The 23,944-nt window shown below is 55.1% G+C and carries 24 protein-coding genes and 3 tRNA genes; 11 read left to right on the top strand and 16 right to left on the bottom strand.

All coding sequences use genetic code 11. The features are described 5' to 3' along the window. The first annotated feature begins 130 nt into the window (after positions 1-130). Positions 131-1,414 carry a putative acyl-CoA thioester hydrolase gene (locus SK47_RS06020; protein ID WP_003858537.1) on the top strand — a complete coding sequence of 428 codons (1,284 nt, stop codon included), beginning with the start codon at positions 131-133 and terminating at the stop codon, positions 1,412-1,414. 103 nt (positions 1,415-1,517) lie between these two features. On the opposite strand, the gene pgl is transcribed toward SK47_RS06020, so the two are convergent. Beyond that, positions 1,518-2,513, bottom strand: coding sequence for a 6-phosphogluconolactonase (gene pgl, locus SK47_RS06015; RefSeq protein WP_032657644.1), 996 nt, complete (start codon positions 2,511-2,513; stop codon positions 1,518-1,520). A gap of 119 nt (positions 2,514-2,632) precedes the next feature. On the opposite strand from pgl, the gene SK47_RS06010 reads away from it, so the two are divergent. Next, positions 2,633-3,451: a pyridoxal phosphatase gene (locus tag SK47_RS06010; RefSeq protein ID WP_003858539.1), complete on the top strand. Its 819-nt coding sequence runs from the start codon at positions 2,633-2,635 to the stop codon at positions 3,449-3,451. On the opposite strand, the gene modC is transcribed toward SK47_RS06010, so the two are convergent. The 4 genes from modC to SK47_RS05990 form a co-directional block, all read right to left on the bottom strand. Beyond that, a complete protein-coding gene (gene modC, locus SK47_RS06005; protein WP_003858541.1) occupies positions 3,452-4,510 on the bottom strand; it encodes a molybdenum ABC transporter ATP-binding protein ModC in 1,059 nt (352 codons plus the stop codon). Beyond that, positions 4,510-5,202: a molybdate ABC transporter permease subunit gene (gene modB / locus SK47_RS06000; RefSeq protein WP_003858545.1), complete on the bottom strand. Its 693-nt coding sequence runs from the start codon at positions 5,200-5,202 to the stop codon at positions 4,510-4,512. Before modB ends, modC begins: the two co-directional genes overlap by 1 nt. After that, positions 5,199-5,975, bottom strand: coding sequence for a molybdate ABC transporter substrate-binding protein (gene modA, locus SK47_RS05995; protein ID WP_022650631.1), 777 nt, complete (start codon positions 5,973-5,975; stop codon positions 5,199-5,201). The genes modB and modA overlap by 4 nt, the downstream gene beginning before the upstream one ends. 178 nt (positions 5,976-6,153) lie before the next feature. Further along, positions 6,154-6,306: an AcrZ family multidrug efflux pump-associated protein gene (locus tag SK47_RS05990; protein ID WP_003858549.1), complete on the bottom strand. Its 153-nt coding sequence runs from the start codon at positions 6,304-6,306 to the stop codon at positions 6,154-6,156. 127 nt (positions 6,307-6,433) lie between these two features. Between SK47_RS05990 and modE the strand changes: the two genes are divergently transcribed. The 7 genes from modE (at position 6,434) to gpmA (ending at position 14,242) form a co-directional block, all read left to right on the top strand. Then, positions 6,434-7,222 carry a molybdenum-dependent transcriptional regulator gene (gene modE, locus SK47_RS05985; protein WP_032608886.1) on the top strand — a complete coding sequence of 263 codons (789 nt, stop codon included), beginning with the start codon at positions 6,434-6,436 and terminating at the stop codon, positions 7,220-7,222. A gap of 67 nt (positions 7,223-7,289) precedes the next feature. Then, the gene (modF, locus tag SK47_RS05980; RefSeq protein WP_048243631.1) at positions 7,290-8,762 is read left to right on the top strand and encodes a molybdate ABC transporter ATP-binding protein ModF; all 1,473 of its coding nucleotides are present in this window, start codon (positions 7,290-7,292) and stop codon (positions 8,760-8,762) included. A gap of 201 nt (positions 8,763-8,963) precedes the next feature. After that, complete coding sequence (galE, locus tag SK47_RS05975; RefSeq protein ID WP_023299622.1) at positions 8,964-9,980, top strand: UDP-glucose 4-epimerase GalE; 1,017 nt, start codon at positions 8,964-8,966, stop codon at positions 9,978-9,980. A 9-nt stretch (positions 9,981-9,989) separates the two neighbouring features. Further along, entirely contained in the window at positions 9,990-11,036 is a 1,047-nt protein-coding gene (gene galT / locus SK47_RS05970) for a galactose-1-phosphate uridylyltransferase (RefSeq protein ID WP_045336995.1), read from the top strand. A gap of 2 nt (positions 11,037-11,038) precedes the next feature. Next, positions 11,039-12,187 (top strand): galactokinase, encoded by a 1,149-nt coding sequence (galK, locus tag SK47_RS05965; RefSeq protein ID WP_003858559.1) that lies wholly within the window; start codon positions 11,039-11,041, stop codon positions 12,185-12,187. Then, entirely contained in the window at positions 12,181-13,224 is a 1,044-nt protein-coding gene (gene galM / locus SK47_RS05960; protein WP_003858560.1) for a galactose-1-epimerase, read from the top strand. Before galK ends, galM begins: the two co-directional genes overlap by 7 nt. A gap of 265 nt (positions 13,225-13,489) precedes the next feature. Continuing rightward, complete coding sequence (gene gpmA, locus SK47_RS05955; protein WP_003858562.1) at positions 13,490-14,242, top strand: 2,3-diphosphoglycerate-dependent phosphoglycerate mutase; 753 nt, start codon at positions 13,490-13,492, stop codon at positions 14,240-14,242. Between the two features lie 61 nt (positions 14,243-14,303). Here the strand turns inward: gpmA and aroG are convergent, their stop codons facing one another. Further along, the gene (gene aroG, locus SK47_RS05950; protein WP_003858564.1) at positions 14,304-15,356 is read right to left on the bottom strand and encodes a 3-deoxy-7-phosphoheptulonate synthase AroG; all 1,053 of its coding nucleotides are present in this window, start codon (positions 15,354-15,356) and stop codon (positions 14,304-14,306) included. Positions 15,357-15,660: 304 nt separating this feature from the next. Between aroG and SK47_RS05945 the strand changes: the two genes are divergently transcribed. Both SK47_RS05945 and zitB read left to right on the top strand, forming a co-directional pair. Continuing rightward, positions 15,661-16,020 (top strand): protein YbgS, encoded by a 360-nt coding sequence (locus tag SK47_RS05945; RefSeq protein WP_003858566.1) that lies wholly within the window; start codon positions 15,661-15,663, stop codon positions 16,018-16,020. A gap of 99 nt (positions 16,021-16,119) precedes the next feature. Then, a complete protein-coding gene (gene zitB, locus SK47_RS05940) occupies positions 16,120-17,058 on the top strand; it encodes a CDF family zinc transporter ZitB (protein WP_022650624.1) in 939 nt (312 codons plus the stop codon). Here the strand turns inward: zitB and pnuC are convergent. From pnuC to tolR, 10 genes are all read right to left on the bottom strand, one after another. Continuing rightward, positions 17,055-17,774: a nicotinamide riboside transporter PnuC gene (gene pnuC / locus SK47_RS05935; protein ID WP_045337001.1), complete on the bottom strand. Its 720-nt coding sequence runs from the start codon at positions 17,772-17,774 to the stop codon at positions 17,055-17,057. The genes zitB and pnuC overlap by 4 nt on opposite strands. A gap of 22 nt (positions 17,775-17,796) precedes the next feature. Next, on the bottom strand, positions 17,797-18,840 hold the full coding sequence (nadA, locus tag SK47_RS05930) for a quinolinate synthase NadA (protein WP_047054654.1): 1,044 nt from the start codon (positions 18,838-18,840) through the stop codon (positions 17,797-17,799). Positions 18,841-19,070: 230 nt separating this feature from the next. Continuing rightward, positions 19,071-19,146 (bottom strand) — tRNA-Lys (locus SK47_RS05925). 3 nt (positions 19,147-19,149) lie between these two features. Further along, positions 19,150-19,225, bottom strand: a tRNA-Val gene (locus tag SK47_RS05920). A gap of 27 nt (positions 19,226-19,252) precedes the next feature. Then, positions 19,253-19,328: transfer RNA gene (locus tag SK47_RS05915), tRNA-Lys, on the bottom strand. 161 nt (positions 19,329-19,489) lie between these two features. Further along, a complete protein-coding gene (cpoB, locus tag SK47_RS05910; RefSeq protein WP_003858574.1) occupies positions 19,490-20,278 on the bottom strand; it encodes a cell division protein CpoB in 789 nt (262 codons plus the stop codon). Between the two features lie 9 nt (positions 20,279-20,287). Further along, positions 20,288-20,809, bottom strand: a complete 522-nt coding sequence (gene pal, locus SK47_RS05905; protein WP_003858578.1) for a peptidoglycan-associated lipoprotein Pal — start codon at positions 20,807-20,809, stop codon at positions 20,288-20,290. A 34-nt stretch (positions 20,810-20,843) separates the two neighbouring features. Further along, positions 20,844-22,136 (bottom strand): Tol-Pal system beta propeller repeat protein TolB, encoded by a 1,293-nt coding sequence (tolB, locus tag SK47_RS05900; protein WP_017384962.1) that lies wholly within the window; start codon positions 22,134-22,136, stop codon positions 20,844-20,846. Positions 22,137-22,236: 100 nt separating this feature from the next. Beyond that, positions 22,237-23,484, bottom strand: coding sequence for a cell envelope integrity protein TolA (gene tolA / locus SK47_RS05895; RefSeq protein WP_003858583.1), 1,248 nt, complete (start codon positions 23,482-23,484; stop codon positions 22,237-22,239). Positions 23,485-23,512: 28 nt separating this feature from the next. Next, on the bottom strand, positions 23,513-23,941 hold the full coding sequence (gene tolR / locus SK47_RS05890) for a colicin uptake protein TolR (RefSeq protein WP_003858589.1): 429 nt from the start codon (positions 23,939-23,941) through the stop codon (positions 23,513-23,515). Positions 23,942-23,944 lie beyond the last annotated feature (3 nt).

The following is a 23,944-nucleotide window of genomic DNA, read 5'->3' as shown; positions in this document are numbered from 1 at the left end:
GACTTTCCCGTCGCCTGCGGGCAAAAATGCAACTTTTCCGGTTTTTATCTTCCCGTTTCGCTCAACTTAGTATAAAAAAGCAGGCTATTTCGTCTATCCAGATAAGACTTGCATACCCAGGAGCATTACCTTGAATATTTCCAGGATTTCCCGTCTGGCGTTGGCACTCGCCTTTGGCGTGACTTTATCCGCTTGCAGTTCAACACCACCGGATCAGCAACCTTCTGAGCAGGTTGCTCCGGGCACCGCTTCCCGTCCGATCCTGTCAGCGGCTGAAGCGAAGAACTTCACCCGTGCGCACTATTTCTCGGCGATGGATCCCAATGCAGCCCCGTGGACGCCTTCTTCTATTAACCTGCCGAAACAGCCAGACTTCGTTGTCGGCCCGGCCGGGGCGCAGGGCGTTACACACACCTCTATTCAGGCAGCCGTTGATGCCGCAATCACCAAACACAGCGCATCTCGTCAGTACATTGCCATCCTGCCGGGTGAATACGAAGGAACCGTTTATGTTCCGGCGGCACCGGGAAGCATTACACTTTACGGCCTGGGCGAAAAAGCGGTCGACGTAAAAATTGGCCTGGCGATTGATTCAGAGATCGACAGCACCACCTGGCGCCATCTGGTGAACCCGGCCGGTAAATACATGCCAGGTAAACCGGCGTGGTATATGTTTGATAACTGCCAGCGCAAGCGTGCCGCCACCATTGGCGTGATGTGTTCGGCGGTATTCTGGTCACAAAACAATGGCCTGCAATTGCAAAACCTGACCATTCAGAACACCCTGGGCGACAGCGTTGACGCAGGTAATCATCAGGCCGTGGCGCTGCGTAGCGATGGCGACAAGGTACAGATTAACAACGTCAATATCCTGGGCCGCCAGAACACCTTCTTCGTGACCAACAGCGGCGTGCAGAATACCCTTCAGAACAACCGTCTGACGCGTACTCTGGTCACCAACAGCTACATTGAAGGCGACGTGGATATGGTCTCCGGTCGCGGCGCGGTGGTATTTGATAACACCGACTTCCGCGTGGTGAATTCTCGTACGCAGCAGGAAGGTTACGTCTTTGCACCGGCCACGCAGTCTAACCTGTTCTATGGCTTCCTGGCCGTGAATAGCCGCTTTACTGCTGCTGGCGATGGCGTGGCGCAGCTTGGTCGCTCTCTGGACGTGGACTCCGCCACTAACGGCCAGGTCGTGATCCGCGACAGCGTGATTAACGAAGGCTTTAACATGGCGAAACCGTGGGCGGATGCGGCGATCTCGAAACGTCCTTTCTCCGGCAACACCGGCACGGTGGATGATAAAGACAACGTGCAGCGTAACCTGAACGACGCTAACTTCAACCGCATGTGGGAATACAACAACCGCGGTCTGGGTAGCAAAGTGGTTGCTGAGCCGAAGCAGTAAAATGCCTGCTGCCGGGTGGCGGCTGCGCCTTACCCGGCCTGCCACATGCATTAACCGCGCATAAAAAAACCTCGCATTTGCGAGGTTTTTTTTCGTCTACGGATCAATGAGCGTTAATCACAACCCACATCGGCCCTTGTCCGACCGCATAGCGTCCTTTCTCTTCCAGTAGACCCTGCACGCCCTGGATTTCATAGAGCGCAATGTGGTGGGATTTCTGCCCCGCCGCAATCAGGTATTTGCCGCTGTGGTCGACATTAAAGCCGCGCGGCTGGGTTTCAGTTGGCTGGAAGCCTTCAACTGCCAGAACGCTGCCGTCTTCAGAGACGCTGAAGACGGTGATCAGACTGGAGGTACGGTCACAGGCATACAGGTGACGGCCATCCGGCGTGATGTGAATGTCTGCCGCCCAGCGTGTGTCGGAGAAATCAGATGGCATCATGTCCAGCGTCTGTACGCACTCGATCTGCCCGTTAGGATCGTTCAGCTCCCACACGTCTACCGAGCTGTTCAGCTCGTTAACGACATAGGCATACCGCTGATTCGGGTGGAAGACCATGTGGCGCGGGCCTGCGCCTTCCACGGTGGTGACTTCCGCCGGGCTCTGCGCGACCAGATGGCCGTCATCGCTCAGGGTAAACAGGCAGATGCGGTCCTGCTTAAGCGCTGGCACCCACAGCGTGCGGTTATCCGGCGAAATGTTGGCTGAGTGGCAACCTTCGAGCCCTTCTACCACGTCGACGGTTTCAACGGGAATACCGTCTTCCAGGCGGGTGACGCTCACGCAGCCTGCATTGTAGGAGCCGCTGAAGATAAAGTTGCCTTTATGGTCAGTGGAAATATGGGTCGGGCTGCCCGGCAGCGGGGCTTCTGCGGTATAGGTCAGCGCGCCGTCATCCGGGGAGATGCGGTATGCCAGTACGCGGAATTCGGGGCGTACGCCGACATAAAGAAAACGTTTATCCGGGCTGACGACCATCGGCTGCACCTGGCCTGGCACATCAACAACCTGAACCAGCGTAAGCGAACCTTCTGTATTCAAACGCCAGACATGGATCTGCTGACTTTCAGGACTGGCGGTATAAACGGTTTGTTTCATGAATACTCCTGATTATTTTTAACGGTGAATGCTGAATTGTAGTCCGGGATTTTGCAGGGTTCCGCTCTCGGTGTACCATCCCGACAGACCTTAAATTCAACATTAACCCGGAAGAAAAAATGACCTCGCGAGTGATTGCCCTGGATTTAGACGGAACACTGCTTACCCCTCAGAAAACCCTGCTCCCCTCTTCTCTTGAGGCCCTCAAACGAGCCCAGGAAGCGGGGTATCAACTTCTCATCGTAACGGGTCGACATCACGTAGCCATTCATCCTTTTTATCAGGCACTGGGCTTAGATACACCTGCAATTTGTTGTAATGGCACCTATTTGTATGATTATCAGGCAAAAAAGGTTTTAGCCTCCGATCCGCTTCCCGTTACGCAGGCGCTGCAATTGATTGATTTACTGGATGAGCACGCCATTCACGGCCTGATGTATGTGGATAACGCCATGGTGTATGAACGCCCTACCGGCCATGTGATCCGCACCAGCAACTGGGCTCTGTCTTTGCCGGAAGCGCAGCGTCCGGTGTTCACTCAGGTTTCCTCCCTGCGCCAGGCGGCGGAAGACGTCGAAGCAATCTGGAAATTTGCCCTGACCGATGAAGACACCGCCAAACTGAATACCTTCGCAAAACATGTCGAGCATACGCTGGGTCTGGAATGTGAATGGTCCTGGCACGATCAGGTGGATATCGCCCGCAAAGGCAACAGCAAAGGAAGGCGTCTGACTCAGTTCGTTGAATCGCAGGGCGGATCAATGCAGGACGTAATTGCCTTCGGCGATAACTATAACGACATCAGCATGCTGGAAGCGTCCGGAACGGGCGTGGCGATGGGTAATGCCGATGACGCGGTGAAAGCGCGCGCTGACGTGGTGATTGGCGATAACACCACCGACAGCATCGCGCAGTATATCTATACCCACCTGCTGTGATCAGGCGGTTATGGAAACGCTCTTGATTTGCGCGTAAAGCCACAGGCCAGGCTTGATACCCAGCTCATCCCTGGCCCACGGGCTGATGCGCGCCCACAGCGTTCTGCTGCCTACTTCCAGCTGCACTTCCACCTGGCCGTTATCATCAAAACACTGCGCCACTTTTGCGCGCAAAATATTGCGGATACTGGTTTGCAGCGGCGGTTGCAGCACCAGGGAGACATCCGACGCCTGAATGCGGATCCGTAACGTGGACTGAATTGGCGTATCGATTTTATTCACCCACAAATGCTGATCGCCCAGCGCCAGCGCGGTCATCGCGTAGTGCGGATGGTGCTCCAGCACGCTCACCTTCAGAATGCTGCTCTGCTGCTCCTTTGGCAGCCATGGATGCATAACGCTGCTGCCCCACACCTCCTCCAGATTGCCGAATGCCTTCACCCTGCCCGCTTCCAGCACCAGCACTTTGTCGGCCAGATGTAAAATCTCATCCAGCGAATGGCTGACGTAGAGCATGGGCACGTTGATTTCCCGCGCCAGACGTTGCAGATACGGCAGCAGCTCGCGCTTGCGCGGAATATCCAGCGAGGCCAGCGGCTCATCCAGCAGCAGCAGTTCCGGCGCGGTTAACAGGGCGCGGCCAATCGCCACACGCTGTTTTTCACCACCCGACAGCGACGACGGCAGACGATCCAGCAGCGGTTCGATGCCCAGCAGCGCCACCAGCTTATTGAACTGTCCGGCCATGCTTTTTGCCATGCCGTAACGCAGGTTCCCGCGAACGCTGTAGTGCGGAAACAGGCGCGCATCCTGAAACACATAGCCGATACGGCGTTTGTCCGGTGACAGGCAGACCTTCTTCTCCGCGTCATTTAAGACGCGGTTATTTAGCACAATACGGCCAGACTGGGGACGCGTCAGGCCGCTAATCGCATTAATCAGCGACGTTTTCCCCGCCCCGGACACGCCAAAAATGGCGGTGATACCGCTGGCAGGCAGCGTTTCGTTCAGCGTCAGGGTGTGACTGCCCAGGGTTTGCGTAAAGTTGAGTTCCAGCATCACGATTTCCCCATCCGTTCACGGCTGAGGCGCGCCAGCCACTCAGACACCAGCAGCGAGACCAGAGCGAGCACAATCGAAATAATACACAGCCGGGCCGCCGCACCTTCGCCGCCCGGGGTCTGAATCAGGGTATACATGGCCGACGGGATGGTCCGCGTCTCGCCGGGAATGTTCGACACAAAGGTAATGGTCGCGCCAAACTCACCCAACGAGCGGGCGAAGGCTAACACCGTACCGACGATAATGCCCGGTAACGTAAGCGGAAGCGTAATGGTCAGGAATACCCGCCAGCGGCCTGCGCCCAGCGTGCGGGCGGCCTGTTCTAACCGGATATCCACCCCTTCCAGCGCCAGGCGGATAGCGCGCACCATCAGCGGGAAGGACATTACTGCCGCGGCCAGAACCGCGCCGCGCCAGCTGAAAGCAAAGGTCAGTCCGAACCAGTCGTACAGCCATTCGCCGATAAAACCGCGTCGCCCCATGGAGATCAGCAGCAGATAGCCGACCACCACAGGCGGTAAGACAAGCGGAAGATGGAGAACACTGTCGAGCAGGGCTTTGCCTGGAAACTTCACGCGAACCAGTAACCAGGCAAAGAACACCCCAAAGGGCAAACTCAGCGCAACCGCCAGGGAAGAGACTTTCAGGCTCAGCAGCACGGCCTGCCATTCAGGTTCGGTCAATATCATTCGTGAGTCGTAAATCCGTAACGTTTAAAGATAGCGGACGCTTCAGGCCCCTTCAGGTAGTCAACGAAGGCCGTCACGCTCGCATTTTTATGTCCATCAACTATCGCAACAGGATATTCCACTTTCTTATGCGAGTCTTCCGGGAAGGTGCCCACCACCTTCACACCTTTACTGGCGACGGCATCGGAGCCGTAAACAATCCCGAGTGGCGCTTCGTTACGCTCCACCAGCGCCAGCGCGCCACGCACATCTTCTGCGGGAGCCAGCTTCGGCGATAAGGTTTCCCATGCGCCAAGTTTTTGCAGCGCTTCTTTCGCATAAATCCCGGCAGGAACATGCTCCGGATCGCCCACCGCCAGACGACCACCGTTGAGCAGACGGGTCCAGTCCGTCTGTTTGTTGATGGCGATGTCGCCCTGCTTGCTGTTTGCGGGTGCAACCACCACCAGGCTATTTCCCAGCAGCGTTTCGCGGGTAGCCGTATCAACAGATTTTTTCTCCACCGCGTAATCCATCCATTTCTGATCGGCAGAGATGAACAGATCCGCGGGCGCCCCCGCTTCAATCTGGCGGGCCAGCGTGGACGAGGAGGCAAACGACGAGACCACCTCGACGTTTTTCTCTTTTTTGTATACCGCAGCAATATCCTGCATCGCGTTAGTCAGCGACGCCGCCGCAAAGACCGTGATTTTTCCTTCATCCGCCAGCGCGTGGCCGGTGAGTGATAGAGTCAGCGTTGCCCCTGCGAAAAGGCGTACCCATGAACGTGCCATTTGAAGCTCCTGTGCGTATCGTTATATACAAACAAATATAACGATATATCGCAGGCGTTCCTAGCGCTAAATCGTACCCATTAATGCGTAAACTCAAGGAACGTTGTAAAAGATATCGGCGGGAGAGGAATAAACTTGAGAGCAAAACGCCCGGGCTGGCCGGGCGTTTTGGAGGAAATCATTGCTGCTTTTTAGGCTGGTCACGACGATGACCAATGTTCGAAAAGACGTTGAACACTTCACCCAGGCCGTAGATGGCACCGAGGATGATAGCCATCACTACTGGCACCATGATTACCGCGAATACCAGACTTTTCAACAACTCTAACATGGTTTTCTCCAGATCTTGTGAACGGCTTATTCTACCCTGAAAAGTAAGAAAAACATCCCCTTTTGTGCGGTGCGCTTTCCGCCCCCGGGCATTTGGGTCACAATAGCCTTTTTGCCGGGACACTGTTATGCAGGCCGAAATTCTCCTCACCCTACGACTTCAGCAGAAGCTTTTCGCCGATCCGCGACGTATCGCCCTGTTAAAACAAATAGAACAAACTGGCTCGATTAGCCAGGGAGCAAAAAACGCCGGCATCAGCTATAAAAGTGCCTGGGATGCGATTAACGACATGAACACCCTGAGTGAACACACGCTGGTTGAGCGCGCCACCGGCGGGAAAGGCGGCGGCGGCGCCGTGTTGACGCGTTACGGGCAACGTCTGATCCAGCTCTACGATTTACTGGCGCAGATCCAGCAAAAAGCATTTGATGTGCTGAGCGATGACGACAACCTGCCGCTGGACAGCCTGCTGGGCGCCATCTCCCGTTTCTCTTTGCAGACCAGCGCCCGTAACCAGTGGTTTGGTACGGTGACGGGGCGCGATCATTCGCAGGTGCAGGAGCATATTGAGATCCTGCTCGCGGACGGCACGACGCGCCTGAAAGCCGCCATCACCGCGCAAAGTGGTCAACGCCTTGGGCTGAACGAAGGTCAGGAGGTGCTGGTATTACTCAAAGCCCCCTGGATCAGCATCACGCTTAACCCTGAGCAGGCCGCAGAGGCCGACAACCAGCTGCGGGGACGCATCAGCCACATCGAGCGCGGCACAGAACAGTGTGAAGTGCTGATGACCCTGCCGGATGGACAGTTGCTCTGCGCCACCGTTCCGGTGAACGACGCGACCGAATTAGACGAAGGTGCTGTGGTGACCGCATATTTCAATGCAGACAGGGTAATTATCGCCACATTGTGCTAAGCGCATTGACAACCCTGCTTACACTGAGTATCCCTGACATCTGTTGCTGCAAAAAATGGGATAACACATGTCATCATTGCATATTTCGCAAGGCACGTTTCGTCTTAGCGATACCCGTACCTTATCGCTGCCAGAGTTAACCCTTCGCGCCGGAGAAAGCTGGGCGTTTGTGGGCTCTAATGGCAGCGGAAAATCCGCGCTGGCCCGCGCTTTGGCTGGCGATATAACCCAACTGAAGGGTGAACGTCGGTGCACCTTTACCCGGCTGACGCGCCTTTCCTTCGAACAGCTGCAAAAGCTGGTCAGCGATGAGTGGCAGCGTAACAATACCGATTTGCTCAGCCCCGGCGAAGAAGATACCGGCCGCACGACGGCGGAAATTATCCAGGATGAGATAAAAGATCCTGCCCGCTGTCAGCAGCTGGCGGAGCAATTTGGCATTACCGCCCTGCTTAACCGCCGTTTCAAATATCTTTCTACCGGCGAGACGCGCAAAACGCTGCTGTGCCAGGCGCTGATGAGCGAGCCGGAACTCTTGATCCTGGATGAACCGTTTGACGGACTGGATGTGCAGTCCCGCGCACAGCTGGCAGCGTTGCTGGCGTCGCTTAACCAGCAGGGATACACGCTTGTGCTGGTTCTTAACCGCTTTGATGAGATCCCGGATTTCGTACATTATGCAGGCGTGCTGGCGGACTGTAGCCTGACCGAAATCGGCGAGAAGGCCGTCCTGCTCCGTCAGGCGCTCATTGCACAGCTGGCCCACAGCGAGAAACTGGACGGTATTGCCCTGCCGGAGCCGGATGCGCCTTCGGCGCGCCACGGGCTGGAGCCTGACCAGCCGCGCATTGTGCTGCGCGATGGGGTGGTTGCTTACGACGATCGCCCTATTCTTAATCACCTCAGCTGGACGGTTAATCCTGGTGAGCACTGGCAGATCGTCGGCCCCAACGGGGCGGGTAAATCCACGCTGCTGAGCCTGATCACCGGGGATCACCCGCAGGGATACAGCAACGATCTCACCCTGTTCGGCCGTCGCCGCGGCAGCGGGGAAACCATCTGGGATATCAAAAAGCACATCGGCTATGTCAGCAGCAGCCTGCATCTGGACTACCGGGTGAGCACCACGGTGCGAAACGTGATCCTCTCTGGCTTCTTCGACTCCATTGGTATTTATCAGGCGGTATCCGACAAGCAGCACAAGCTGGCGCAGCAGTGGCTGGATATTCTGGGTATGGATAACCGGGTCGCCGATGCACCCTTCCACAGCCTGTCGTGGGGGCAGCAGCGGCTGGCATTGATCGTCCGCGCGCTGGTTAAGCACCCTACGCTGCTGATTCTGGATGAACCGTTGCAGGGGCTGGATCCGCTCAACCGTCAGCTGATCCGCCGCTTTGTGGATGTCCTGATTAGCGAAGGTGAAACCCAGCTGCTGTTTGTGTCCCACCATGCTGAAGATGCCCCGTCCTGCATCACCAATCGGCTGGAATTTGTCCCTGACGGCGAGCAATACCGCTACCTGCTGAACAAAATCGATTAACGCTCGGAGGGCGCTGCCCTCCGCTTTTCAGACAACCTGCAACAATACATCTCTATCTCTTTGATCTACAATGCACTCAGTCTGAGAAAAAGCGCGTGTGAAAACCAGTGTAAACGATACCACTATTTTATCCCATGTCACACTTTTCGCGTCTCTGATATGCTATGGTTAATTCATACCATAAGCCTAATGGAGCGAAATATGCGAGTTCTGGTAACAGGTGGTAGCGGTTACATAGGAAGTCATACCTGTGTGCAACTGCTGCAAAGCGGCCACGATGTTGTCATTCTTGATAACCTGTGCAACAGTAAGCGCAGCGTGCTGCCGGTCATTGAACGCCTTTCGGGTAAACAGCCGACTTTCGTTGAAGGCGATATCCGCAATGAAGCATTGATGACTGAAATCCTTCACGATCACGCGATTGAAACCGTTATCCACTTCGCGGGCCTGAAAGCGGTTGGCGAATCGGTGGCAAAACCGCTTGAGTACTATGACAACAACGTCAACGGTACCCTGCGTCTGATCTCCGCCATGCGTGCGGCCAACGTTAAAAACTTTATCTTCAGCTCTTCCGCAACCGTCTACGGCGATCAGCCAAAAATTCCTTACGTTGAAAGCTTCCCGACCGGTACGCCGCAAAGCCCGTATGGCAAAAGCAAGCTGATGGTAGAGCAGATCCTGACCGACCTGCAAAAAGCCCAGCCTGAGTGGAGCATCGCGTTGCTGCGCTACTTCAACCCGGTCGGCGCGCATCCTTCAGGTGATATGGGCGAAGATCCGCAGGGCATTCCTAACAACCTGATGCCGTATATCGCGCAGGTTGCCGTAGGGCGTCGCGATTCCCTGGCGATTTTTGGTAACGATTATCCCACCGAAGATGGCACCGGCGTGCGCGATTACATTCACGTCATGGATCTGGCCGACGGCCACGTGGCGGCGATGCAGCAGCTGGCGGACAAACCGGGCGTGCATATTTACAACCTCGGCGCCGGGGTTGGCAGCAGCGTGCTGGATGTGGTGAATGCTTTCAGTAAAGCCTGCGGCAAGCCGGTGAAGTATCACTTCGCTCCCCGCCGTGATGGCGACCTCCCGGCTTACTGGGCCGATGCCACCAAAGCGGATAAAGAGCTCAACTGGCGTGTCACCCGCACGCTCGATGAAATGGCACAGGATACCTGGCACTGGCAATCACGCCATCCGCAGGGCTATCCGGACTAAGGATTTGTCATGACGCAATTCAATCCCGTCGATCACCCGCATCGTCGTTTTAACCCGCTCAGCGGGCAATGGATTTTAGTTTCACCGCATCGCGCCAAGCGCCCCTGGCAGGGGGCGCAAGAGACGCCTGCCAAACAGACGCTGCCGCAGCATGATCCGGACTGTTTCCTCTGCCCGGGCAATACCCGCGTGACGGGCGATAAAAACCCGGACTACAAAGGCACCTTCGTGTTTACTAACGACTTTGCCGCGCTGATGACCGATACGCCGGACGCGCCGGAAAGCCATGACCCGCTGATGCGCTGCGAAAGCGCCCGCGGCACCAGCCGCGTGATCTGCTTCTCGCCCGATCACAGCAAAACGCTGCCGGAGCTGAGCGTGGATGCCCTGAAAGAGGTGGTCAGCACCTGGCAGGTGCAAACCGCGGAGCTGGGCCAGAGCTATCCGTGGGTACAGGTGTTTGAAAATAAAGGCGCGGCGATGGGCTGCTCCAACCCACATCCGCACGGTCAGATCTGGGCGAACAGCTTCCTGCCGAACGAAGCCGAGCGTGAGGACCGACTGCAAAAAGCGTATTTCGCCCAGAACGGTTCGCCTATGCTGGTGGATTACACCCAGCGTGAGCTGGCGGATGGCAGCCGTACCGTGGTGGAAACCGAACACTGGCTTGCGGTAGTCCCTTACTGGGCGGCGTGGCCATTTGAGACGCTGCTGCTGCCGAAAGCCCATGTTCAGCGCATTACCGAACTCAGCGACGCCCAGCGTGACGACCTGGCGCTGGCGCTGAAAAAACTGACCAGCCGCTACGACAACCTCTTCCAGTGCTCCTTCCCCTACTCCATGGGCTGGCACGGCGCGCCGTTTAACGGCGAAGAGAATCAACACTGGCAGTTACATGCACACTTCTACCCGCCGCTGCTGCGCTCAGCAACGGTACGTAAATTCATGGTGGGCTATGAAATGCTGGCGGAAACCCAGCGCGACCTGACGGCGGAACAGGCGGCAGAACGTCTGCGTGCCGTTAGCGACGTCCATTACCGCGAATCAGGAGTCTAAAAATGAGTCTGAAAGATAAAACACAATCCCTGTTTGCTGAAAAATTTGGCTACCCTGCCACCCATGTTATCCAGGCGCCAGGCCGCGTTAATCTGATCGGCGAGCACACCGACTATAACGACGGTTTTGTCCTGCCGTGTGCCATCGACTACCAGACGGTGATCAGCTGTGCGAAACGCGACGATCGTCATGTGCGAGTAATCGCCGCGGATTACGGCAACGAAATTGACGAATTTTCCCTCGATGCGCCGATCGTGACCCACGACAGCCAGCAGTGGTCGAACTATGTTCGCGGCGTGGTGAAGCACTTGCAAAAGCGTAACAAGAATTTCGGCGGGGCCGATCTGGTGATCAGCGGCAACGTGCCGCAGGGGGCGGGATTAAGCTCTTCCGCATCTCTGGAAGTGGCGGTCGGCACCGTGTTCCAGCAGCTTTATCATCTGCCGCTGGACGGGGCGCAGATCGCCCTGAACGGTCAGGAAGCGGAAAACCAGTTCGTGGGCTGCAACTGCGGCATTATGGATCAGCTGATTTCCGCGCTGGGCAAGAAAGAACACGCTTTGCTGATTGACTGTCGCTCCCTCGGGACCAAAGCGGTTCCGCTGCCTAAAGGTGCGGCTGTGGTGATCATCAACAGCAACTTCAAACGCACCCTGGTGGGCAGCGAGTACAACACCCGTCGCGAACAGTGCGAAACCGGCGCGCGCTTCTTCCAGCAGCCAGCCCTGCGTGATGTCTCACTTGATGAATTTAACAAGGTCGCCCACGAGCTGGACCCGGTTGTCACGAAGCGCGTGCGCCATATACTGACCGAAAATGCCCGTACCGTAGAAGCCGCCTCCGCGCTGGCGAAAGGTGACCTGAAACGGATGGGCGAGCTGATGGCCGAATCGCATGCCTCCATGCGTGACGATTTCGAAATCACCGTGCCGCAAATCGACACCCTGGTTGAAATTGTGAAAGCCACGATTGGCGACAAAGGCGGCGTGCGTATGACCGGCGGCGGATTTGGCGGGTGCGTCGTCGCCCTCGTGCCGGAAGAGCTGGTCCCTGCCGTCCAGGACGCCGTGGCTAAGCAGTACGAAGCCAAAACGGGCATCAAAGAAACTTTCTACGTCTGTAAAGCATCACAAGGAGCCGGACAGTGCTAAACGAAATACCTACACTCGCACCGGATGGTCTGCCGTATCGCCTGTTAACCCTGCGCAACAGCGCCGGGATGGTGGTTACGCTGATGGACTGGGGCGCAACGTTACTTTCTGCCCGCGTACCGATGCCTGACGGCAGCGTGCGCGAAACCCTGCTCGGCTGCGCATCGCCGGAGCAGTATATCGAGCAGACCGCTTTTCTGGGCGCATCCATAGGCCGCTACGCTAACCGCATCGCCAGAAGCCGGTTTACGCTGGACGGCGTAACGTATTCCCTGCTTGCCAGCCAGGGCGAAAATCAGCTGCACGGCGGCCCGGAAGGGTTTGATAAACGTCGCTGGAAGATTGTGCAGCAAAATGACGGTGAGGTCTGGTTCTCTCTGGACTCCCTCGATGGAGACCAGGGTTTCCCGGGCAATCTCACCGCAACGGCGCGCTTCACCCTGACCGAAGATAATCGCATCGCCATTGAGTACCGCGCGACCGTCGATAAGCCGTGCCCGGTCAACCTGACTAACCACGCCTATTTCAACCTTGACGGTAATCAGACCGATGTCCGCAGCCACAAACTCCAGATCCTGTCGGACGAGTATCTGCCGGTCGATGAGATGGGTATCCCTTATCAGGGGCTGAAACCGGTAAGCGGTAATAGCTTTGATTTTCGTCAGCCGAAAACCATCGCCCAGGATTTCCTGAGTGATGACGATCAGCGCAAGGTGAAAGGCTACGACCACGCGTTCCTGTTGCAGGCGAAAGGCGATCTTTCTCAACCTGCCGCACAGGTCTGGTCTGCTGATGAGAAGTTACAGATGACGGTCTACACCACCGCCCCCGCCCTACAGTTCTATTCCGGTAACTATCTGGAGGGTACCACGGCGCGCGAACATGACGCCTACGGCGCCTGGCAAGGCCTGGCGCTGGAGAGCGAGTTCCTGCCAGACAGTCCTAACCATCCTGAATGGCCGCAGCCGGACTGCGTGCTACGTCCGGGTGAAGAGTACGTAAGCGTCACCGAGTATCATTTCATTCCGCGCGCTTAATGTCCGGCGGCGCACGGGCCTACAAATGTAGGCCTGATAAGCGAAGCGCCATCCGGCAAAAAAGCCTGGCCCTCACCGCGAGGGCTTTTTTATCTCCGCCTTGCTGAAAATAGCGGCGATCGCAGACAAAATCATAACCCTGGATTCACATGCATCTTACACTCTCGAACTATTTTCGCTATGGTTAGGGTTAAGCGTTGCTGCTGGCACAGTCACGGCAATATAATGAGAATTGTTATCATTCAAAATGCTTGAGGAGTAAGAAATGGCTAATACTAAGCTTGTCCTGGTGCGCCACGGCGAAAGCCAGTGGAACAACGAAAACCGCTTCACCGGTTGGTATGACGTTGATCTGTCCGAGAAAGGCGTGAGCGAAGCAAAAGCGGCAGGTAAACTGCTGAAAGAAGAAGGCTTCACCTTTGACTTTGCTTACACCTCTGTGCTGAAACGTGCCATCCATACCCTGTGGAACATTCTGGACGAGCTGGATCAGGCCTGGCTGCCGGTTGAGAAATCCTGGAAACTGAACGAGCGTCACTACGGTGCGCTGCAAGGTCTGAACAAAGCGGAAACCGCAGAAAAATACGGTGACGAGCAGGTTAAGCAGTGGCGTCGTGGTTTTGCGGTTACGCCTCCAGAGCTGAGCAAAGATGACGAGCGCTACCCGGGCCACGATCCGCGTTACGCGAAGCTGACTGAGGCTGAACTGCCGCAGACCGAAAGCCTGGCGCTGACCATCGACCGCGTTGTGCCTTACTGGAACGAAACCATTCTGCCACGCCTGAAAAGCGGCGAGCGCGTCATTATCGCTGCTCACGGTAATTCCCTGCGTGCGCTGGTGAAATACCTGGACAACATGGGTGAAGATGAAATCCTCGAGCTGAACATCCCTACCGGCGTGCCGCTGGTGTACGAGTTCGACGAAAACTTCAAGCCAGTTAAACATTACTACCTGGGTAACGCCGACGAAATCGCTGCAAAAGCGGCAGCCGTGGCGAACCAGGGTAAAGCGAAGTAATATTTGCCGGACATAAAAAAAGCGTGGAGAAATCCACGCTTTTTTATTACCCGCGACATACTTAGCCGCGACGCGCTTTAACCGCATCCGCCAGCTGACGCAGGATCGCATCGGTATCGTCCCAGCCAATGCAGGCATCCGTCACGCTCTTACCGTAGACCAGCGGCTCGCTGCCCTCCAGGTTCTGGTTGCCTTCAACCAGATGGCTCTCAATCATCACCCCAATCACTGCGCGTTCACCGCTGGCGATTTGCTGACACACATCTGCGCCGACTTCCATCTGCTTTTTGAACTGTTTGCTGGAGTTGGCATGGCTGAAATCGATCATCACCTGCGGTGCCAGACCTGCTTTCTCCAGCCCTGCTTTTACCTCCGCTACGTGTTTAGCGCTATAGTTAGGCTCTTTACCGCCGCGCAGTATGATATGGCAATCGCCATTACCGCTGGTATTCACGATAGCCGAGTGGCCCCACTTGGTCACCGACAGGAAGCAGTGCGGCGCGCCCGCCGCATTAATGGCGTCAATGGCGACCTTGATGGTGCCATCAGTGCCATTTTTGAAACCCACCGGGCATGACAGGCCAGACGCCAGCTCGCGGTGAACCTGAGATTCAGTCGTACGCGCACCAATAGCGCCCCAGCTCATCAGGTCAGCCAGATACTGCGGGGTGATCATATCGAGGAATTCTCCGGCAGCAGGCAGCCCGCTGTCGTTGATCTCCAGCAGCAGCTTACGCGCAATGCGCAGGCCGTCGTTAATCTGGAAACTGTTGTCCATATGCGGATCGTTGATTAACCCTTTCCAGCCCACGGTGGTACGCGGTTTTTCGAAATAAACGCGCATCACGATTTCCAGTTCGCCTTTCAGCTCTTCACGCAGGGCGAGCAGACGCGACGCATACTCTTTGGCCGCAGCAGGATCGTGAATGGAGCATGGCCCGATCACTACCAGAAGACGATCGTCGCTACCTTTCAGGATCTTGTGGATCGCCTTGCGGGCATGAGACACCGTGTTGGCGGCATTTTCGGTGGCGGGGAATTTTTCAAGGAGCGCTACGGGAGGTAATAACTCATTAATCTCTTTAATGCGTAAATCGTCGTTCTGATAATTCATCTTCTTTCCGGCTCTGCCATATCTTTAGTAATGAAAGCAATCCTTTCAATCTAACTTGTCGGCCACGAAGTGTAAACGGGCTTTTACACTTCGCGCAGATAATTCCTGGAATTCGCCTAAAATACGCAACAAAATAGCGAAAAATGAGATCTGGCCTAAGCTTTTTACTTGTAACGACTGTTTTTAAATATTTATACGCGATTCCATCCTGACATAATTCAGGAGTCCGGAATCTTTCGCCACTGAACAAGATGCACTGTTGGAGAATGTTATCCAGCGTAACGATAAGAACAGGAGCACCATGATGAAAATGACGAAACTGACTACGCTTTTCCTGACGGCAACCCTTACCCTGGCAAGCGGTAGCGTACTGGCTGCTGATGCAGGCTCATCCGGCAGCAACGGCGACGCGAATGCCGCTGCCGAAGCAGGCCAGGTTGCGCCGGATGCAAAACAGAATATCGCGCCAAACAATGTTGATAACAGTAATATCAACACGGGCAATACCAATACTGGCGGGACGAACACAGGCACGATGAACCATGAGGGTATGACTACCGACGAGGTGCATAAAAACTCAGTCTGTAAAGACGGGAAATGCCCGGACCCGAATGACAAAGTGGGCAGCGATGCCAATACCAAAACGGACGGTACTACCCAGTAACCTTCCATAAGGTAAAACAGGGAGAGCGAATGCTCTCCTTTTTTATTTAAGCTCTTAAAAACGCTACACTAAAAATAATAATAAATCAGGAACGATACCATGGCGCACTCCCACTCCCATTCCCACTCCACTGGCGATGAAAATGCCAAACGGCTTTTGCTGGCTTTTGGCGTCACTGCCACCTTTATGATTATTGAGGTCACAGGCGGGCTGATATCCGGATCGCTGGCGCTGCTGGCCGATGCCGGGCATATGCTGACCGACGCTGCCGCGCTCCTGTTTGCTCTGCTGGCCGTGCAGTTTGCCCGTCGCCCTCCCAATACCCGCCACACCTTTGGCTGGCTCAGACTGACCACGCTTGCCGCCTTTGTGAATGCGATTGCACTGGTGGTCATTACTATTCTTATCGTCTGGGAGGCTTTTCAGCGCTTTCGGCATCCACAACCGATAGCCGGGACGACAATGATGGTTATCGCCATTGCCGGGTTGGTCGCCAATATTCTGGCGTTCTGGATATTGCACCGCGGCAGCAGTGAAAAAAATCTGAACGTACGGGCCGCGGCGCTTCATGTGCTGGGCGATCTGCTGGGTTCTGTTGGTGCGATTGTGGCCGCGCTGATCATTATGGGCACGGGCTGGACCCCTATCGACCCGATTCTTTCCGTGCTGGTATCGTGCCTGGTATTGCGCAGCGCCTGGCGGCTACTGAAGGAGAGCGTAAATGAGCTACTGGAAGGCGCGCCCACATCACTGGATATTGGCGAACTGAAGCGCAACCTGAGTCGTTCCATTCCTGAAGTCCGTAACGTTCACCACGTTCACGTCTGGCTGGTGGGTGAGAAACCGCTGATGACGCTGCACGTTCAGGTTATTCCGCCCCACGATCACGATGCGTTGCTTGAACGTATTCGGCATTTCCTCGAGCATCACTATGAGATTGCGCACTCCACTATCCAGATGGAGTACCAGCCTTGCAGCGGGCCAGACTGCCACCTTAACGAGGCGCAGTCCGGCCACTCACACGCACATCACCATTAACGGGAAAGCGCGCGAGAGCCACGCTCACGCGCGCTGTTAATCCACATGCGGCTGCCGTTGAGAGCAATGAAGGTCAGGAGCATATACTCCAGCGACATGGCATAAACACCCTGGCGGGCAAAAATCACCACGCTAATGACATTGATGACCACCCACAACAGCCAGTTCTCAACGTATTTACGCGTCATCAGGATCATCGCCGCAATCGACAGCACCATCATGCAGGAATCCCAGAACGGGAAGGCATCCGGCTGAAGCTCAGGCAGGGTGACGTTCAATCCCAGCCCCGACATCACCGAGACCGCCACGCGCGTCAGGAAGGCAAATACCGGATCAATAAAGACGGTCATAAAGCCGATAGCCACCACGCAGGCCGCGAACCAGGCGATGGCTTTAGGCAACGGCAGCCAGCGGATTTGCAACTCCGCCTCCTGCTGGCTGTTTTGCCGAGACCAGGCGTACCAGCCATAGATATTGGCCGCGAAGAAGAACAGCTGTAGAAGCAGGCTGGCGTAGAGCTGGATCTGGAAGAAGATGATCGCAAACAGCGTGACGTTTATCAGCCCGAACGCATAGTTGCTGATCTTCTCAAGGCTGGCCAGCCAGATACAGAGTAAACCGGCCAGCGTACCCACCGCTTCAATCCACGACAGGTCATAGCCGCCCGCACCAATCGGGATATGAACCAGGATGTTCTGTGTGCTAAAAAAATCCATTTTTTCTCCGGGGCGTAATAAGTTAAGTACGTAGTGTAGCCGCAAAATCCAGCATACGGTTAAGTGGAATTAACGCGCCTTCACGCAGAGCGGCATCCACGTGGATCTCATGCGCTGCGCCACCGTTCTCAAGCGCCTCCGAAATCGCTTTGAGCCCATTCATCGCCATCCACGGGCAATGCGCGCAGCTTCGGCAGCTCGCCCCTTCTCCGGCGGTTGGCGCTTCAAGCAGCTCTTTTTCCGGCACGGCCTGTTGCATTTTGTAGAAGATACCGCGATCGGTCGCCACAATGAGCTGCTTGTTCGGCAGGGTTTTCGCAGCATGAATAAGCTGGCTGGTTGACCCGACGGCATCCGCCATGTCGACGATGGACTGCGGGGATTCCGGGTGCACCAGAATCGCGGCGTCCGGATATAACCCCTTCATGCGCGTCAGAGCCTGGGTCTTAAACTCGTCGTGAACGATACAGGCGCCCTGCCAGCACAGCACATCAGCACCGGTTTGTTTTTGTACGTAGTTTCCCAGGTGACGATCGGGCGCCCAGATGATTTTCTCCCCCAGGCTGTCCAGATGTTCAATCAGCTCAACGGCGATACTGGACGTCACTACCCAGTCCGCCCGGGCTTTCACCGCCGCAGACGTGTTGGCATAGACCACCACGGTACGGTCAGGGTGGGCATCACAGAAGGCGGTGAACTCATCAATCGGGCAACCGAGGTCAAGGGAGCATTCGGCATTCAGCGTCGGCATCAGTATGGTTTTTTCCGGGCTGAGGATTTTTGCCGTTTCGCCCATGAAGCGCACACCTGCAACCAGCAGCGTGGAGGCAGGATGTTTAGCACCGAAACGCGCCATTTCCAGGGAATCTGAGATACAGCCGCCCGTCTCTTCCGCCAGCTGCTGAATTTCCGGGTCGGTGTAGTAATGCGCCACCATCACCGCATCACGCTCTTTAAGCAGGCGCTTGATTTTCTCTCGATAGAACTGTTTTTCATCCCGGCTTAGCGGAGCAGGCTTTGGCGGGAAGGGATAGATTGCGGTTTCGGGATCAAACATCACACTCATTATGGCTTCTCGTTTTACTGGCTTAACAATATTGCCTTTGTTTTGCATGAGATAACAAAAATGAGGCAATGGTGTTTTGTATACTAAACAAGATAGCGAATTTGAGGGGGAATGTCATCGGGAATTGATGCCGGCAGCATTTGTCGGGTGGCGGCTTCGCCTTACCCGACCTACAAGGCACTGGCGAACGACAGATAGCAAAAAGGCGCCTTTAGGGCGCCTTTTTACATTGGTGGGTCGTGCAGGATTCGAACCTGCGACCAATTGATTAAAAGTCAACTGCTCTACCAACTGAGCTAACGACCCGAGTGGTGGGTGATGACGGGCTCGAACCGCCGACCCCCTCCGTGTAAAGGAGATGCTCTACCAACTGAGCTAATCACCCACTCTGTGCTGCCGGAACTGCTTTAAGTGGTGGGTCGTGCAGGATTCGAACCTGCGACCAATTGATTAAAAGTCAACTGCTCTACCAACTGAGCTAACGACCCACTTTTGCGCTGCTTTCACGTTGTTTGATATCCCGTGGCAACGGCGGCATATATTACTGATTTAAGAATTCTGCGCAACAAAAATTTCGATGAAGATCACTTAACTGCTTAGGAATCATGCTGCACGACCAGAAATAACGCGATTTCTGGTCATGCGATAATCAACCCATCGAACTCAAACGTTTTTGTGCCTGTTTGGCGCCGTCTGTACCCGGGAATTTCGCAACCACCTGCTGATAAACCGCTTTGGCTTTTGCAGTGTCGCCTTTGTCCTGCATGATCACGCCGACTTTATACATCGCATCAGGCGCTTTCGGTGATTTCGGGTAATTTTTCACCACAGAGGCAAAATAAAACGCCGCATCATCCTTTTTACCCTTGTTGTAATTCAACTGACCCAGCCAGTAGTTCGCATTTGGCTGGTAAGTGGAATCAGGGTACTTCTTAACGAAGTTCTGAAACGCAACGATAGCATCGTCCTGGCGCGATTTGTCCTGCACCAGGGCAATGGCCGCGTTGTAGTCCGTATTCGCGTCACCGCTCTGTACAGGCGCACCAGACGACGCGGAGGCATCTGCCGCAGGTGCAGGCGTCGCCGCACCGCTTTGATCGCCTGCTGCTGGCTGTGCTGCTGCTCCGCCGCTGTTCAGGCTATCCATCTGCAACAAAATTTGCTTCTGGCGCTCCACAACCTGATTAAGCTGATACTGACTCTCCTGGATCTGACCACGAAGGGAATCAATATCATTCTGGTTATCGGAAAGCTGCTGCTGGAGTTGAGTTAAAAGCTGGCTGTGAGCGTTAGAAATACGCTCGAGTTGAGTGACTCGATCTTCTACCGAGCCTGAGCCGACACTACTGATTGGTGCCTGAGCAAAAGCGGCCCAGGGGGCCGCTATTCCAACCAGTAACGACAGACTCATCAGATGATGTCTGAAGTTACTGCTCATGCAATTCTCTTAGTAAACGAGTACGGCACGACGGTTTTTGGAGTAAGCCGCTTCGTCGTGACCCAGTACTGCTGGTTTTTCTTTACCGTAAGAAACGATGGAGATCTGGTCAGCAGAAACGCCTTTACCCTGGAGGTACATTTTAACAGCGTTTGCACGACGTTCACCCAGGGAGATGTTGTACTCCGGAGTACCACGTTCGTCCGCATGACCTTCTACGGTGACTTTGTAAGACGGGTTGCTACGCAGGAAGTTTGCGTGCGCATCCAGCATTGCAGCGAAGTCAGAACGAATGTCGTATTTATCCAGATCGAAGTAAACGATGTTGTTCTGCTGTAACTGCTGCATCTGAAGACGCGCTTGCTCTTCAGAAGACATATTGCCATTGCCGTTAGCGTCCATACCGGTGCCGGCACCCATCATGCCTTCGCCGCTCTGGTCATTGCTTGCGTTCTTGTTAGAAGAACACGCTGCGATTGCCATAACAGGCAGAGCGATCATCAGCCCCTTCAGCACTTTGTTCAGTTGCATTTCTAAGATTCCTTTAGTAATCAATTAATTATTATTACAGATACGGCGACCAGGCAGGTGATTTTACCTGTCCATCAGTTGCCGGAAGACGCGCTTTGAAACGCCCATCTGTAGAAACCAGATTCAGCACGGATCCCATCCCCTGAGAAGAGCTGTAGATTACCATGGTGCCGTTAGGTGCCAGACTTGGCGTTTCATCCAGGAACGTTGACGACAGTACTTGTACGCCCCCCGTTACCAGATCTTGTTTGGCAATGTGCTGCTGACCACCCGCAGTACTGACCATTACCATTGTTTTACCATCGGCACTGACGTCAGCATCCTGGTTCTGAGAACCTTCCCAGGTAATACGCTGCGCTGCTCCGCCGTTGATATTCACTTTATAAACTTGTGGACGACCTGCCTGGTCAGACGTAAATGCCAGATTCTGGCTGTCCGGGAACCAGGTTGGCTCAGTGTTGTTGCTACGACCATCCGTGACCTGACGGATCTGACCAGAACCAATATCCATCACGTACAGGTTCAGGCTACCGGTTTTAGACAAGGCAAACGCCAGCTTGGTACCGTCCGGAGAGAACGCAGGCGCACCGTTGTGACGCGGGAATGACGCAACCTGACGCACAGCACCGTTAGACAGTGTCTGGATAACCAGCGCGGAACGGCCGCTTTCGAAGGTCACGTACGCCAGCTTAGAGCCATCCGGAGACCATGCCGGAGACATCAGCGGCTGTGGTGAACGGTGTACGGTGAACTGGTTGTAACCATCGTAGTCAGAGACGCGCAGCTCATAAGGGAACTGGCCGCCGTTGGTCTGTACTACGTACGCGATACGGGTACGGAACGCACCTTTAATACCGGTCAGCTTCTCAAACACTTCGTCACTCGCCGTGTGGCCTGCATAACGCAGCCACTGCTTGTTCACCTTATACGTGTTTTGAGCCAGAACGGTACCCGGCGCACCGCCGGTATCCACCAGCTGATAAGCGACGTTATAGCCGCCGTCTGGCGCAGGAGTAACCTGTCCGACAACCACGGCATCAATACCCAGTGCAGACCATGCAGCAGGTTGAACTTCCTGAGCTGTACCCGGCTGCTGCGGCAGACGAGAACGATCCAGGGGGTTAAATTTACCGCTGTTACGCAGGTCAGCTGCAACAATGCCGCCAATATCTTCAGGCGCAGCGCCCGGGCCTGCCCACTGGAACGGAACGACACCGATTGGACGCGCTGAGTCGTTCCAGTCGGTAATGTCGATGCTTACTGTGGCATGCACTGCTGACGTCAACAGTACTAAAAAACCAAAAGCTAATCGTAATGCCTGCTTCATCATATCTCCCTTATCCGAACAATAAGTCCTGGATAATTTAGCAGAAGGTTAACAAACTCAAATACACAAAACTATCAGAACCGGATAACAGCAGCTCTGCTTATGGCTTAAAGTTCAGCGAAGCGTCTTTGAACACTTCATAGACAGCCTGTGATGGAGGTTTTGGCAGTTTTGCCTGATTCACTGCCACAAGTGCAGCCTGGCATAACGCTTCATCTCCCCCTTCTGACTCAACGCTCAGCACCATACCATCCGTAGCCAGTTTAATATGCAGTCGGCACGTTTTCCCGGTATAGAGCGATTTATCGTTAAGTCTGCTGGCAATAGCCGCGGCAATCTGATTCTTATAGTCGTTGATCTCAGCGCCAGAAGCACCGTTGTTCTTAGTGTTACCACTTCCTGCCGGTGCTGCGTTACTTCCTTTCGCCCCTCCGCCCGTTTTCGGTGCATTCTTACCGGAGCTCAGGTCCCCCAGCAGATCGTCAACCCCTGCGGCAGCGGCTTTTTCCGCAGCAGCGGCCTTCTTAGCTGCGGCTTTTTCAGCAGCAGCTTTCTTATCAGCAGCGGCTTTCTCAGCTGCCGCTTTTTTATCAGCAGCGGCTTTTTCCGCAGCGGCGGCTTTTTCTGCCGCAGCTTTCTCGGCGGCGGCCGCTTTTTTCGCAGCATCGGCAGCCGCTTTCTTCTCTGCTTCCTGCGCAGCTTTTTTGGCGGCTTCCGCTTCGGCTTTCTTCTGTGCGTCAGCGGCAGCTTTTTTCGCCGCTTCGGCTTCTGCTTTCTTCTTCGCATCAGCAGCGGCTTTCTTCGCCGCTTCGGCTTCCGCTTTCTTCTGCGCATCAGCCGCCGCTTTCTTCGCGGCTTCTGCGGCTAACTTAGCCTGAGCATCTGCCTGCGCCTTCGCGTCTGCCGCGGCTTTGGCTGCCGCCTCTTCCGCCTGCTTCTGCTGTTCCTGAGCTTTCTTCGCTGCGGCTTCAGCCTGTTTCTGCTGCTCCGCCTGCTCTTTAGCGGCTTCCTGAGCCTGCAAACGCTCTTTCTCAAGCTGCTTCAGACGTTCCTGCTCGGCGGCCTGCTTTTCACGCAGCTCTTCCGCCTGCTGTTGCGCCTGTTTTTCACGCTGTTCTTCCGCGCGTTTTGCGCTCGCCTGCTGCTGTTGCTGGCGATTATAGTTCTGCACTACCGCACCGGGATCCACCATGACGGCGTCGATGGACGAGCCCCCACCGCCGCCTGATGCATCAAGGTGCTCATCGAACGAACTCCAGATCAGCGCTGCAAAAAGAATTACGTGCAGCACTGCGGAGACGATTATCGCTCGCTTAAGCTTGTCGTTCTGTTCGGTTGCCTTTGACACTATCGGTTCCCAAAAACTACGCAGATGATCAAATAGGCTGAGTCATTAAGCCAACTGACTTAACGCCCGCGCTATGTAGCAAGTTCAGCGCTTTGATAATTTCATCATATGGTACGTCTTTCGCACCACCGATTAAGAAGACCGTCTTCGGATTTGACTCCAGACGTCGTTGCGCTTCAGCAATAACCTGCTCTGGCGGAAGCTGATCCATACGATCTTTCTCTACCACCACGCTGTACTGCCCTACGCCGGAAACCTCAATGATGACCGGAGGATCGTCATTGGTGCTTACCGCCTGTGATTCTGTCGCATCCGGCAGATCAACTTCCACGCTCTGGGTGATGATGGGCGCTGTCGCCATAAAGATCAGCAGCAGCACCAGCAGCACGTCCAGTAACGGAACGATATTGATTTCGGACTTGAGCTCGCGACGACCTCGTCCACGCGATCTGGCCATGGT

Origin of the sequence: Enterobacter sp. BWH52, from assembly GCF_001037565.1 — a bacterium.
In the GTDB taxonomy this organism is placed as follows: Bacteria; Pseudomonadota; Gammaproteobacteria; order Enterobacterales; family Enterobacteriaceae; genus Enterobacter; species Enterobacter hormaechei_C.
The sequence above is the reverse complement of the archived record's forward strand: the minus strand, read 5'-3'. Positions and strand labels throughout refer to the sequence as shown.

What these genes read in the sequence shown, in the direction of transcription:
- pgl (WP_032657644.1), bottom strand. Translation starts at nt 2,513, where the DNA reads ATGAAACAAACCGTTTATACCGCCAGTCCTGAAAGTCAGCAGATCCAT.
- SK47_RS06010 (WP_003858539.1), top strand. Translation starts at nt 2,633, where the DNA reads ATGACCTCGCGAGTGATTGCCCTGGATTTAGACGGAACACTGCTTACC.
- modC (WP_003858541.1), bottom strand. Translation starts at nt 4,510, where the DNA reads ATGCTGGAACTCAACTTTACGCAAACCCTGGGCAGTCACACCCTGACG.
- modB (WP_003858545.1), bottom strand. Translation starts at nt 5,202, where the DNA reads ATGATATTGACCGAACCTGAATGGCAGGCCGTGCTGCTGAGCCTGAAA.
- modA (WP_022650631.1), bottom strand. Translation starts at nt 5,975, where the DNA reads ATGGCACGTTCATGGGTACGCCTTTTCGCAGGGGCAACGCTGACTCTA.
- SK47_RS05990 (WP_003858549.1), bottom strand. Translation starts at nt 6,306, where the DNA reads ATGTTAGAGTTGTTGAAAAGTCTGGTATTCGCGGTAATCATGGTGCCA.
- modE (WP_032608886.1), top strand. Translation starts at nt 6,434, where the DNA reads ATGCAGGCCGAAATTCTCCTCACCCTACGACTTCAGCAGAAGCTTTTC.
- modF (WP_048243631.1), top strand. Translation starts at nt 7,290, where the DNA reads ATGTCATCATTGCATATTTCGCAAGGCACGTTTCGTCTTAGCGATACC.
- galE (WP_023299622.1), top strand. Translation starts at nt 8,964, where the DNA reads ATGCGAGTTCTGGTAACAGGTGGTAGCGGTTACATAGGAAGTCATACC.
- galT (WP_045336995.1), top strand. Translation starts at nt 9,990, where the DNA reads ATGACGCAATTCAATCCCGTCGATCACCCGCATCGTCGTTTTAACCCG.
- galK (WP_003858559.1), top strand. Translation starts at nt 11,039, where the DNA reads ATGAGTCTGAAAGATAAAACACAATCCCTGTTTGCTGAAAAATTTGGC.
- gpmA (WP_003858562.1), top strand. Translation starts at nt 13,490, where the DNA reads ATGGCTAATACTAAGCTTGTCCTGGTGCGCCACGGCGAAAGCCAGTGG.
- aroG (WP_003858564.1), bottom strand. Translation starts at nt 15,356, where the DNA reads ATGAATTATCAGAACGACGATTTACGCATTAAAGAGATTAATGAGTTA.
- SK47_RS05945 (WP_003858566.1), top strand. Translation starts at nt 15,661, where the DNA reads ATGAAAATGACGAAACTGACTACGCTTTTCCTGACGGCAACCCTTACC.
- zitB (WP_022650624.1), top strand. Translation starts at nt 16,120, where the DNA reads ATGGCGCACTCCCACTCCCATTCCCACTCCACTGGCGATGAAAATGCC.
- pnuC (WP_045337001.1), bottom strand. Translation starts at nt 17,774, where the DNA reads ATGGATTTTTTTAGCACACAGAACATCCTGGTTCATATCCCGATTGGT.
- nadA (WP_047054654.1), bottom strand. Translation starts at nt 18,840, where the DNA reads ATGAGTGTGATGTTTGATCCCGAAACCGCAATCTATCCCTTCCCGCCA.
- cpoB (WP_003858574.1), bottom strand. Translation starts at nt 20,278, where the DNA reads ATGAGCAGTAACTTCAGACATCATCTGATGAGTCTGTCGTTACTGGTT.
- pal (WP_003858578.1), bottom strand. Translation starts at nt 20,809, where the DNA reads ATGCAACTGAACAAAGTGCTGAAGGGGCTGATGATCGCTCTGCCTGTT.
- tolB (WP_017384962.1), bottom strand. Translation starts at nt 22,136, where the DNA reads ATGAAGCAGGCATTACGATTAGCTTTTGGTTTTTTAGTACTGTTGACG.
- tolR (WP_003858589.1), bottom strand. Translation starts at nt 23,941, where the DNA reads ATGGCCAGATCGCGTGGACGAGGTCGTCGCGAGCTCAAGTCCGAAATC.